The sequence below is a fragment of the Cohnella xylanilytica genome (assembly GCF_014212175.1).
In the GTDB taxonomy this organism is placed as follows: Bacteria; Bacillota; Bacilli; order Paenibacillales; family Paenibacillaceae; genus Cohnella; species Cohnella xylanilytica.
Window position 1 is genome coordinate 1 of sequence record NZ_JACJVR010000107.1, and the last position, 10,311, is coordinate 10,311.

12 protein-coding genes, 1 pseudogene and 1 riboswitch are annotated in these 10,311 nt (G+C 64.1%); of the genes and pseudogenes, 6 read left to right on the top strand and 7 right to left on the bottom strand.

What is annotated here, in order from left to right:
• Positions 1-1,983 (bottom strand): DNA topoisomerase 3 (locus H7B90_RS26360; RefSeq protein WP_185138888.1); only part of this gene is annotated, 1,983 nt, incomplete at its 3' end.
• A 160-nt stretch (positions 1,984-2,143) separates the two neighbouring features.
• Between H7B90_RS26360 and H7B90_RS26365 the strand changes: the two genes are divergently transcribed.
• From H7B90_RS26365 to H7B90_RS26390, 6 genes and pseudogenes are all read left to right on the top strand, one after another.
• Positions 2,144-2,740 carry a Crp/Fnr family transcriptional regulator gene (locus H7B90_RS26365; protein WP_185138889.1) on the top strand — a complete coding sequence of 199 codons (597 nt, stop codon included), beginning with the start codon at positions 2,144-2,146 and terminating at the stop codon, positions 2,738-2,740.
• A gap of 120 nt (positions 2,741-2,860) precedes the next feature.
• On the top strand, positions 2,861-3,202 hold the full coding sequence (locus H7B90_RS26370; RefSeq protein ID WP_185138890.1) for a darcynin family protein: 342 nt from the start codon (positions 2,861-2,863) through the stop codon (positions 3,200-3,202).
• A 105-nt stretch (positions 3,203-3,307) separates the two neighbouring features.
• Positions 3,308-3,496: riboswitch (cobalamin riboswitch) on the top strand.
• A gap of 154 nt (positions 3,497-3,650) precedes the next feature.
• A complete protein-coding gene (locus H7B90_RS26375; RefSeq protein ID WP_185138891.1) occupies positions 3,651-4,439 on the top strand; it encodes an energy-coupling factor ABC transporter permease in 789 nt (262 codons plus the stop codon).
• Positions 4,436-4,717: pseudogene (cbiN, locus tag H7B90_RS33190) on the top strand (cobalt ECF transporter S component CbiN); the annotation flags it as partial. The gene H7B90_RS26375 and the pseudogene cbiN, both read left to right, overlap by 4 nt.
• Before the next feature lie 173 nt (positions 4,718-4,890).
• A complete protein-coding gene (cbiQ, locus tag H7B90_RS26385; RefSeq protein ID WP_185138893.1) occupies positions 4,891-5,640 on the top strand; it encodes a cobalt ECF transporter T component CbiQ in 750 nt (249 codons plus the stop codon).
• Positions 5,637-6,467: an energy-coupling factor ABC transporter ATP-binding protein gene (locus tag H7B90_RS26390; RefSeq protein WP_185138894.1), complete on the top strand. Its 831-nt coding sequence runs from the start codon at positions 5,637-5,639 to the stop codon at positions 6,465-6,467. The genes cbiQ and H7B90_RS26390 overlap by 4 nt, the downstream gene beginning before the upstream one ends.
• Before the next feature lie 147 nt (positions 6,468-6,614).
• Here H7B90_RS26390 and H7B90_RS26395 read toward each other — a convergent pair whose 3' ends face one another.
• From H7B90_RS26395 to H7B90_RS26420, 6 genes are all read right to left on the bottom strand, one after another.
• Positions 6,615-6,953, bottom strand: a complete 339-nt coding sequence (locus H7B90_RS26395; RefSeq protein ID WP_185138895.1) for an ArsR/SmtB family transcription factor — start codon at positions 6,951-6,953, stop codon at positions 6,615-6,617.
• 89 nt (positions 6,954-7,042) lie between these two features.
• A complete protein-coding gene (locus H7B90_RS26400) occupies positions 7,043-7,552 on the bottom strand; it encodes an SRPBCC domain-containing protein (protein ID WP_185138896.1) in 510 nt (169 codons plus the stop codon).
• A gap of 189 nt (positions 7,553-7,741) precedes the next feature.
• Positions 7,742-7,951 carry a YwbE family protein gene (locus H7B90_RS26405; RefSeq protein WP_185138897.1) on the bottom strand — a complete coding sequence of 70 codons (210 nt, stop codon included), beginning with the start codon at positions 7,949-7,951 and terminating at the stop codon, positions 7,742-7,744.
• 45 nt (positions 7,952-7,996) lie between these two features.
• Complete coding sequence (locus H7B90_RS26410; protein ID WP_185138898.1) at positions 7,997-8,539, bottom strand: DUF6199 family natural product biosynthesis protein; 543 nt, start codon at positions 8,537-8,539, stop codon at positions 7,997-7,999.
• A 149-nt stretch (positions 8,540-8,688) separates the two neighbouring features.
• Positions 8,689-9,021 carry a hypothetical protein gene (locus tag H7B90_RS26415; RefSeq protein ID WP_185138899.1) on the bottom strand — a complete coding sequence of 111 codons (333 nt, stop codon included), beginning with the start codon at positions 9,019-9,021 and terminating at the stop codon, positions 8,689-8,691.
• 13 nt (positions 9,022-9,034) lie between these two features.
• Positions 9,035-9,736, bottom strand: coding sequence for a pirin family protein (locus H7B90_RS26420; protein WP_185138900.1), 702 nt, complete (start codon positions 9,734-9,736; stop codon positions 9,035-9,037).
• Positions 9,737-10,311: the final 575 nt, after the last annotated feature.

Sequence of the window (10,311 nt, forward strand, 5' to 3'; positions counted from 1 at the left end):
GCTCTTGCCGCTCGCCCCGCCGGAGGCGGCCGCGGCACTGCCCTTGCCGCCCGCTCCGGAGGAGCCGCGGCGGCGAGAGCCTCCGCCCGGCTTCTCCGGCCGGGCGAACGCCGTCTTGACCGCGGGCCGCTGCACGCGCACCTTGTCGACGATCTGCACCGTGAACCGCTTCACGTTGTTCATGAACTGCTCCGCCGAAGCTTGCCCGCGCGCGATCTCGTTGAGCCGCTGCTCCCAGCGGCCGGTCATCTCCGGCGAAGTGAGCAGCTCGACGCCCGCTCCGCGGATGAGCTCGACCGCCGTGCGCCCCTTGGGCGTGATGACGATCTTCTTGCCCTGCATGTCGATGTACCCGACATTCTTCAGCCGCTCGATCGTCGCCGCGCGCGTCGCGGGCGTGCCGAGGCCGCTGTCCTTCATCGCCTCGCGAAGCTCCTCGTCTTCGACCTGCTTGCCCGCGCTCTCCATCGCCTTCAGCAGCGTGCCTTCGGTGTACGCCTTCGGCGGCTGCGTCTCCTTCGCCTTCACCTCGGCGTTCGCGCAATTCACGGGCTCGGCCGCGTTCAGCTCGAAGACGCCGTCCGTCTCCTCTTCCTCGTCCTCCTGCTCCTGGGCGGCATCCGGGCTTTTGCCCCGGCTTTTCCTAGCCGAAGACCCCGCCCCGTCGCCGTCCTTCCCCTGGTCGGCGTAGATGACCTTCCAGCCGAGAGAGAGCAGCTGCTTGATCGTCGTCTTGAAGCGCTCCTCCTCGACCGCCGTCAGCACCGTGTGCACCTTGTACTCCGCCGCCGGGTAGAAGTGCGAGACGAAGCGCCGCACGATGAGGTCGTAGATTTTCCTCTCGTCCGGACTTAACGCTCCCGCCTTCTTCATCGTCGGCATGATCGCGTGGTGGTCCTCGACCTTGGCCGGGTTGCACACCGCGCGGTTCCCCTTATGCACGAACCGCTTCTCCGCTCCGCCGACGATGTCCCCGTACTCCTGCGTGCTCCGCAGGTTGTCGAGAATGCGGTGCATCTCCGGGATGTTCTGCTCGTTCACGTAGTTCGAGTTCGTCCGCGGGTAGGAGATGACCTTGTGCTTCTCGTAGAGCGCCTGCGCCACGTCGAGCGTCTTCTTGGCCGAGAAGCCGTACTTGCCGTTCGCCTCGCGCTGCAGGAGCGTCAGGTCGTACAGCTTGAACGGGTACTCCTTCGTGTCCTTGACCTCGTAGCTCTCGACGGCGCCGGTCTTGCCCCTCACCTTGTCCGCGATGGCCTTCGCCTTCTCCTCGTCCGCGATGCGGTCGCCCTGCCAGAGGCCGCGGTACTTCGTCGTCCCCTGCTCGAAAAACCCGTGAACCTCGTAATATTTCTGAGAGTCGAAAGACTCGATCTGCTTCTGCCTGTCGTAGATAAGCGCCAGCACCGGCGTCTGCACCCGGCCGACCGACAACAGCTCGTTATGCTTCGTCGTGAACGCGCGCGAGCCGTTCATCCCGATCAGCCAATCCGCCTCGCTCCGGGCTCTCGCCGCTTCGGTCAGGTTGGCGTATTCCGCCTCGTCCTTCAGCTCCTCGAACCCCCGCCGGATCGTCTCCGCCGTCAGGTCGGAGATCCACAGCCGCTTCACCGGGTGCCGAAGCTTCAAGTGCCTCTGGATGAGCGAGAAAATATGCTGTCCCTCCCGCCCGGCGTCGCAGGCGTTGACGAGCGAGCCGCAGCGGGCGGCCAGCTCCTTGATGACGGCCAGCTGGTCCTTCGTCTTCGGGTTCGGCAGCAGCTTGAATTCGTCGGGGATGATCGGCAGGTCGCCGAAGTTCCACTTCTTGTACTTCTCGTCGTAGCGATCCGGCTCCGCCAGTCCGATCAGATGCCCGATCGCCCAAGTGATGATATACCGCTCTCCCTCCAGATAATTCCGCATGTTCTTCGCCTTCGGCTCGATGACCGAGGCGATGTTGCGGCCCATGTCCGGTTTCTCCGCGATGACCAACGTTTTCAACGGGGCACGTTCCTTTCGGGATGTCGTTCTTATCCCCTATTCTACCACATCCGGCACGGCCCCCGGCCAAGCAAAAAATAGCGGGTCCGCGAGATTCCCAAGAGGCCGGGTTCGTGATATAAAAGGGACAACGACGAGGATCCGGGAGGTGCGGCGCACGATGAACGCGGAGACGGACGCTCCTTATCGCGCCTTGGAGCGCAGGGCTCGGGAAGCCGGCATCGAGGGAGAGGATTGGGTCCGGTTCGTCGAGAATACGCGGGTCCGCAGCATCCCCAAGGGCGCGCTTCTCGTCTCGGCCGGCGAGCCCGTGAACGACGCCTGGTTCTGCTCGGAGGGCCTGTTCCGGCTGTTCTACCCGCTGCCCGACGGCAGAGAATACAACGTCGCGTTCTCGACGGAGAACGATTATGTCACCTCTTACGGAGCGATGGCGACGGGCGAGCCTTCGGCCTTCTCCATCGAAGCGCTGGAGGCTTCGACGGTCGTCGAGATCGGGCGCGGCGTCCTGCGGGAGCTCATGGACCGAAGCCACGGCTGGGAGCGGTTCGTGCGGCTCGCCGTGGAGAGGCTCTATATCCGCAAGGAAGAGAGGGAGCGCCAGCTGCTCTACCTCCCCGCGCTGGAGCGCTACGAAGCGTTCCTGCGGAAGTACCCCGGACTGGACCGGAGAATTCCCCAATACCACATCGCCTCCTACATCGGCGTCTCTCCCGTCTCGCTCAGCCGGCTGCTCCGTTCCAGGCGGGGCCGATGATTCGCGATTGACGAATTGCGGCGATCCGGGAGTTAACCTAGGTTAATGCGAGATGCCCGAGTCTCTCGTACAATGGAGCCATCGGAGCCATCCATTACGTTCCCGACAGGAGTGACTCGCATGCGTTACATGATGATCGTTCTACTGGAATTCTACCCTTCCTGGCTCGCTCTTCCGAGAGAGGAGCGCGGCCGCCACGCGGCTGCGCTGCAAGAGATTGTCGGCAAGTACCGGGAGAGCGTGAGCGTCCGGTTCTTCGACGCCGAAGCGCTGCCCGGCAAGGACTACACCGACTTCGCCGTCTGCGAGACGGACGATCTGAAGGCCTACCACTTCCTGTGGGAGGAGATCCGCGACTCCGTCCCTTACGTGCGGGGATATATGAAAATCAAAGACGTCGTCATGGGCATGGAGCAGGCCTTCCGCGCCTACGAATCCGAAGCGCTCGGCATGGACGGCTGATCGGTTCCGCGCCTGCCAGGGGTTGCGGATCGATCCGGTTCCGGAGCCCGCCTGCCAAAATCGTATTCTCATTCCGCGGCCCGTCTGCTAGAATAGGAACCAACCGCATATCGCAGCTCGTCAGGTGCCCTCGCTTCGAGCGAGGGGTAACAGGGAATCGGGTGAGAATCCCGAGCGGTCCCGCCACTGTAATCGGGGAGCGGCTTCCACGACGCCACTCGGCCTTAGGCCGGGGAAGGCGGAGGTCCGCGCCGATCCGAGAGCCAGGAGACCTACCTGACGGGATTCGCACCGTCATTCCTTCGCGGAGAGGAACAGGTGTACGTGGAACGATTCGGCAGCCCCTGCCCATGAGGGGCCGTCTATTGCTGCGTACCCGTCCAGCCAATCCGGAACCGGATTGGTTTTTTTGGCGTTCAGCCCACTATGGACACGGGGAGAGGATCGAATGAAGTTCGCGCCGCAGTCCCGACGGACTCGGAAAATCGCAAGCACGCTGTCGCTAATCGCCGGATTCGCTCTGTATTTGACCTTGAACGCGCCGCGGGAGGCCTACGCCATGCACATCATGGAAGGCTTCCTTCCCGCCTCGTGGGCCGCGTTCTGGTGGATCGCCTTCCTGCCGTTCTTCGCCTTGGGCCTCCGGTCGATCGCGCGCATCGCGCGGGAGACGCCGGAGCTGAAGCTCATGCTCGGCGTCGCGGGGGCGTTCACCTTCGTGCTGTCGGCTCTCAAGATCCCTTCGGTCACGGGCAGCAGCTCGCACCCGACCGGAACCGGCCTCGGCTCGGTCATGTTCGGCCCGCTCCCGATGAGCGTGCTCGGCTCGATCGTGCTGCTGTTCCAGGCCGTCCTGCTCGCTCACGGCGGCATCACGACGCTCGGCGCCAATGCCTTCTCGATGGCCGTCTGCGGCCCGATCGTCGGCTGGTTCGCCTACCGCTGGCTGCAGCGGGCGACCGGCCGGCAGAAGCTGGCCATCTTCGCCGCCGCGGCGCTCGCCGACCTGACGACGTACGTCGTCACCTCGCTGCAGCTGGCTCTCGCCTTCCCGGCCGAGCACGGCGGCGTGGCGGCCTCGCTGGCCAAGTTCGGCGGCATCTTCGCCGTCACGCAGATTCCGCTCGCGATCAGCGAGGGGCTGCTCACCGTGCTGATCTGGAACTGGCTGCAAGCCCATAACGCCGAGGAGCTGTCGCTGCTGCGGCGCCGGATGAAGGGAGCGAAGCAAGCATGAAGAGGAATGCGTTCGCGAGGAATTTGCTGCTCTTGGCCGCCGTCGTCGCCTTGGCCGTGTTCCCGCTGCTGTTCGTGAAGGGAGACTTCGGAGGCGCGGACGATGCCGCCGAGTCGATGATAGGCCGCATCCATCCCGGCTACGAGCCTTGGTTCTCTTCGTTCTTCGAGCTTCCGGGCGAGACGGAGAGCATGCTGTTCGCGCTTCAGGCGGCGATCGGCGCGGGCATCATCGGGTATGCGATCGGCTTCCTGAAGGGCAAGTCGAAGGCCTCCCGCGCCGAAGATTCGGGTTCGGCGTCCTCCGGGCCGCCGTCTGCCGGGGGGCCTTCGGTCGGATTACCGCCGGTTAGCCCGCAGTCGGACGGCCAGACGTCCGGCGGTTCGCCGTATGCCGGGCACCGGGCCGCCGACATGCGTCCGGAAGCCGCGCCGGAGCCCGGCCCGCTTCCGTGATCCGGCTTATCGACACGCTGTCCCACGGCAACCGGCTGAGCTCCGCGTCCCCGCTCTGGAAGTGCGGCTTCGCCGCCGCGATGATCGTTCTCGCCTACGCCTCCCATCCGGCGGTGCAAGCCGCGATCGCGCTGTGGATGGCGGCGTGGACGGTCGTCTACGCCCGCGTCCCGGCCCGGATCTACCTGGCGATGCTGGGCAGCGGGTGCCTGTTCTTCGTCGCCAGCCTGCCGGCGCTGGCGGTCGATTTCCGGCACGGGGCGCTCGCGCTGTCCGAATCCGGGCTCCATACCGCCGCCCGCCTGTTCGTTCGCGCGGCCTGCTGCTTGTCCGCCATGCTTTTCCTCATTCTGACGACGCCGATGCTTCGCCTGTTCCAGGTGCTCCAGAAGCTGAGGGCGCCCCAGCTGCTGCTGGAGCTGATGCTCGTCACGTACCGGTTCCTGTTCCTGCTGCTCGATACGGCGCGGATGATGCATACCGCCCAGCGGGCGCGCGGGGGCCATGGCGGGTTCAAGAGCCGGATCGCCGACACCGCGGCGCTGGCCGCCCGCTTGTTCGACCGGACGATGCACCGGTACCGGGGGCTCTCGCACGGCCTCGCCTCGCGGGGCTTCGCGGGCGACATCCGGCTCGCGCCGTACGAGCCGGCGGCCCTCCCGCTCCGGTACCGGCTGGAGATCGCCCTGGGAGGCGCCCTGCTGCTCGGCTTCGAGATCATGCTGCGGATAGGAGGATACGAATGAAGGCGATTATGGAGACGGAGGACGTTCGCTACCGCTACCCCGGAATCGGGGAAGAGGCGCTGAGCGGTCTGTCGATGCAGATTCCGGAGGGACGCAAAGTCGCCATCTGCGGGGCGAACGGCTGCGGCAAGTCGACGCTGTTCCTGCATGCCATCGGCATCCTCCGGCCGACGTCCGGCCGGGTGAAGTGGCGCGGGCAGCCGGTCGGCTACGACCGCGCCTCTCTCGGGGCGCTGCGCCGGCGGGTCGGCCTCGTGTTCCAGGATCCGGAGCACCAGCTGATCCTGAACACGCCGCGCGAGGACATCTCCTACGGGCTGCGCAATCTGGGGCTGGCCGAGGCCGAGATCCGCGAGCGCGCGGACCGGATCGTCGAGAAGATGGGACTCGCCGACCTGGCCGGCCTGCCGACCCACCACCTCAGCCTCGGGCAGAAAAAACGCGTCGCCCTCGCAGGCGTGCTCGCGCTGAAGCCGGAGCTTCTGCTGCTGGACGAAGCGACCGCGTACCTGGACCGCCGCTCCGAGCGGGCGCTGCTCGCGGAGCTGGACGATGCGTGCCGCCGCGGCGTGACCGTCGCGATGGCGACGCACGATATGAATGTGGCCTACAGCTGGGCCGATTGGGTTCTCGTCATGGACAAGGGCCGCTGCGCGATGGCGGGTCCTCCGCATGAAGTGTTCTCCCGGGAGGAAGAGATTCAGGCTCTCGGATTGGAGCTGCCGCTTCTGTACGAGGTGTGGAAGGCGATGCCGGAGGAGCTTCGGGCGGGCTTCGAGTCTCCCCGAAGCCTCGAAGCGTTCAAGGAGGCTCTTAATCCGGTTTAACCCCGCCGCGAATGGCGATTCCGCCCAAGCTCGCGGGTTGACCGGGCCTAAGAGCCGGCACCGTCCGGAGTCTCCCGTAACCGGACCAACGTCAAGGAGGCCGCCGAATCGATCGGCGGCCTCCTTCTCTCGCTGCGCAAGGCTGGGCTATTCCTGGTTCCCGCGGCTCGCATCCCCGCTCTGCAATTCCCGCAAGTATTCCTCCAAGCGGTCGAAGCGGTCGTTCCACGCCCGGCGGAACGTATCGAGCCACGCGTCCATCTCCATGAAGGATTCGGGACGCAGCTTGTAAATCCGCTTGTTCGCCACGGGCTGCACTTCGACGAGCCCCGCTTCGCTCAAGACGCGAAGGTGCTTGGAGGCTTGCGGCTGGTGCAGGTCGAGACGGTCGGCGATCTCCCCGACGGGAAGGGGGCCGTCCCGCAGCAATTCCACGATGTCCAATCGGTTCGGCTCTGCAAGAGCGCTGAATGTCGTTGCGTTCATGACCTGAATCTACTCCTTACGAACGCGTTCGTCAAGAAGTCTCGGCGTCAGCCTTGCGGCGGCGGACGCGGCCTTCCGTTCCGTCGATCTTACGCCTTCGCCAGGTAATCGTCAAGCCGCTGGAACGTAGCCGAGAAGCCTTCCCGGACCATCTCCAGCCCCTCCCGGAAGGTCTTGAGCTCCTCCTCCGTCGGGTTGACCGGCGCTCCGCGCATCGTCAGCGTCGTTAAGCCGTCCCGCTCCGCGAAGGTGATCGCGTTCCGAATCTCCAGCGGCCACGAAGCGTGGAACGGGGCCCGGGCCGTCCGGCCCTCTTCGTCGGAGAAGCCATTGGTGAAGACGATTCTCTCCGGAGGCTCGATCTCGTCGTAAGCGAGCTTGCACCACATCTCGTCTCCCTCGGGAGAGCGCTGCTTGTAGTGGAAGATGCCGCCGGGGCGAATGTCCTTCCGGACGACGACGATCTCGAAGCCTTCCGGCCCCCACCATTGCGCCAGATGCTCCGGATTCGTGAAGGCTTCGAACACCAGTTCTCGCGGCGCCCGAAGCTCCCGGACGATCACCAGCTCGGTCGGCTCGGCCGCTTGTTTTTCCGCCATACCCAATCCTCCTTTATCTACCGTCCGGCTTCTCGCGCCGGCGTGCCGGTTGATTTCAAATATACTCTATTTGGAATATTCCAGTCAAGGAAATATCCGAACGGGACGATTGGCGAACGCCCTTTGAACGGCAAAAACCTCCCCGACCAGGTCGGGAAGGTTCAACCGGTAGCACGGCCATCCGCCGCTTTAATCTTCGCCTTCGAGAATCGCCTGCACGCGGCCGACTTGCCCGTCCGCGAGCCGGACCTTGATGCCGTGAGGATGGAACGCCGAGTTCGTCAGGATGTCCTTCACCGTTCCTCGCGTCAGAGCGCCGGTTCGTTGATCCTGCTTCAGTACGATGTCGACCCTCAATCCCGGGCGAATGTCGCTTCTGTTTTTCCCGTTGCCTGCCATGCCGTATTCCTGCCTTCCCTCATGCTAGCTATGAATCGCGAGCCGTCAAGTTCCGTCCATCCGGGATCGGAACAAGCTCTCCAGCTCCGGGCTCTCGAACCGATAGGCCTTCCCCGAAGAAGGGTGAAGCTCGATCCCTCCGGAAGGGCCGAACAGGACAAGCTCGTCGGTCGTCCCGTCCTCGTAATAGATCGTCGCTGCCCCGCTTGAACCGTATGAGTTGCCCGGATCGAAGGCGGACATGGGCGATTTCGCCATCAGCTCGACGGCCCGATCCAGATCCTCCTTGGACAGCGAGCGGGCTTCGACGAACCCGACCTTAATGTCCCGCACCTCGCCGGCCAGCAAGCTATTCTTGAATTGCTCGACGACGGCCCTCTCCCCTCCCGCCATCGAACAGCTGGAGACGAGCACGACCAGCCCGACAATGACGCCGGCGATGCCGCCTAGCCGATTCATCAGCAACGCCGCTTCGCTCGGCTCCGCGTCCTTGAACTTCCATCCCGTGGACAAGTACCAGGCCGAATACGGAGAGATCGCGCCTAGCGCGCCCGCCGCCATCAGAATCAGACCGACCAATGTCTGCATCCGCACGCCCCCTCCGGCGAGTCGCCGTTAAAGGGTATACGATCGGTTGCCCGGATAGGTTGCGGTTACGGTTACCGTTGCGGTTGCGGTTGCAGCTGCGGTTGCCGGCGCCGCCGATACGGACGAAGCCGGCCTATGGGGCATCCCTCTTAGCTTAGATAAGTATCCGGAATGTATTCGATCCTGGAGGCGGCCCGGATCGTGAGTTGCCCGCCGGCTTCATCGTATTCGACGGGTCCGTCGCCGACGTAATACCATGTCTTGACCGTTGGCCGGCCCTCCTCCTCGCGGAACACGAACACATTGAGCTCCTGCCGGAATCGCAGGATCTCCTCGACCGCCGCGCTGCGCTTCGTCCGGATCGTGAACAGCCAGCCCCCGTCCTCCTGGGCGTCCAGCCGGTAGTCGACCGGACTCTTGCCGGTATCGATGTAGATCATGCCGCCGACCGCGTTCTTGACGATAAAAGTCTCCTTCGCCATGCTTAACCCTCCCTTATGGCAGATCGATCAGCAAGACAAACGCCGGAGCTTCCGGCGTCGACAGCGTCAGATCGGCGACGTCCGAGATCCGGGCCGAATCCCTCTCGCCAAGGCGGACGCCGTTCGCTTGAATCGATCCCTCGATGACGAATAGGAAAAGGCGGCGCCCGCTCTCCTGCCGGTAGGCGATCTCCCGGCCGGCCTCCAGCCTGCCGAGGTAAATCGTCATGTCCTGCTGGATGGAGGCCGCTTCCTCCGAGCCCGTCGGCGTGACGATCGGATGCAGCGCGTTCGTCAGCTTGGCCGGATCGTATCGGCTCGTCTCGTAGGAGGGAGCGAGGCCCCGTTCTCTCGGCATGAACCACATCTGCAGCAGGTTCAGCTCCTCCGTCTCGGAAGGGTTGTACTCCGCGTGGATGACGCCCGATCCGGCCGTAATTCGCTGCACTTCGCCAACCCGGGTAATCTCGATATTGCCGAGATTGTCCTCGTGACGGATCGCTCCCTTCAGAATGACCGACACGATCTCCATATCGCTGTGCGGGTGCGCCCCGAAGCCCTTGCCCGGCGCGACGAAGTCGTCGTTGAACACGCGCAGGACGCCGAACCCCGTATTATCCGGATCCACATACGCCCCGAACTGGAAGCTCGGACGGCTGACCAGCCACCCCAGATCGGTCCGGTGACGATCTTCCGCCGCGTACACCTTGATCATCTAAGTCCCTCCCGTTTCTTTACAATGTAAAGCTACTAACTGAATTGTAGTCTAAACGGGTTCTCGGATCAAGGCGAGAGTCCCCTGCGCCATCGATCCGACGGCCGTCCCGCGAAGCCCCATACATCTCGCCGTCCTATGAATATTGCCACTCTCCCCCTTGCTCAGTCGCCTCTTCCTCCGTCCGCCTCTTATCCGCAATCTCCCCCTTGCTCAGTCGCACCCTCCTCCGTCTGCCTCCCTTATCTGCACTCTCCCCCTTGCTCAGTCACACCATCCTCCGTCCGCCTCTTACCCGCACTCTCCCCCTTGCTCAGTTGCACCTTCCTCCGTCCGCCCCTTATCCACACTCTCCCCTTTGCTCAGTTGCACTTTCCTCCGTCTGCCACTTATCCGCATTATCCCCCTTGCTCAGTCCCACCTTCCTCCGTCTGCCTCCCTTATCTGCACTCTTCCCCTTGCTCAGTCACACCATCCTCCGTCCGCCTCTTATCCGCAATCTCTCCCTTGCTCAGTCGCCTCTTCCTCCGTCCGCCCCTTATCCGCACTCTCCCCCTTGCTCAGTTGCACTTTCT

What these genes read in the sequence shown, in the direction of transcription:
- H7B90_RS26400 (WP_185138896.1), bottom strand. Translation starts at nt 7,552, where the DNA reads ATGGCGGAAAAACAAGCGGCCGAGCCGACCGAGCTGGTGATCGTCCGG.
- H7B90_RS26410 (WP_185138898.1), bottom strand. Translation starts at nt 8,539, where the DNA reads ATGCAGACATTGGTCGGTCTGATTCTGATGGCGGCGGGCGCGCTAGGC.
- H7B90_RS26395 (WP_185138895.1), bottom strand. Translation starts at nt 6,953, where the DNA reads ATGAACGCAACGACATTCAGCGCTCTTGCAGAGCCGAACCGATTGGAC.
- H7B90_RS26420 (WP_185138900.1), bottom strand. Translation starts at nt 9,736, where the DNA reads ATGATCAAGGTGTACGCGGCGGAAGATCGTCACCGGACCGATCTGGGG.
- H7B90_RS26375 (WP_185138891.1), top strand. Translation starts at nt 3,651, where the DNA reads ATGAAGTTCGCGCCGCAGTCCCGACGGACTCGGAAAATCGCAAGCACG.
- H7B90_RS26390 (WP_185138894.1), top strand. Translation starts at nt 5,637, where the DNA reads ATGAAGGCGATTATGGAGACGGAGGACGTTCGCTACCGCTACCCCGGA.
- H7B90_RS26365 (WP_185138889.1), top strand. Translation starts at nt 2,144, where the DNA reads ATGAACGCGGAGACGGACGCTCCTTATCGCGCCTTGGAGCGCAGGGCT.
- H7B90_RS26415 (WP_185138899.1), bottom strand. Translation starts at nt 9,021, where the DNA reads ATGGCGAAGGAGACTTTTATCGTCAAGAACGCGGTCGGCGGCATGATC.
- H7B90_RS26370 (WP_185138890.1), top strand. Translation starts at nt 2,861, where the DNA reads ATGCGTTACATGATGATCGTTCTACTGGAATTCTACCCTTCCTGGCTC.
- H7B90_RS26405 (WP_185138897.1), bottom strand. Translation starts at nt 7,951, where the DNA reads ATGGCAGGCAACGGGAAAAACAGAAGCGACATTCGCCCGGGATTGAGG.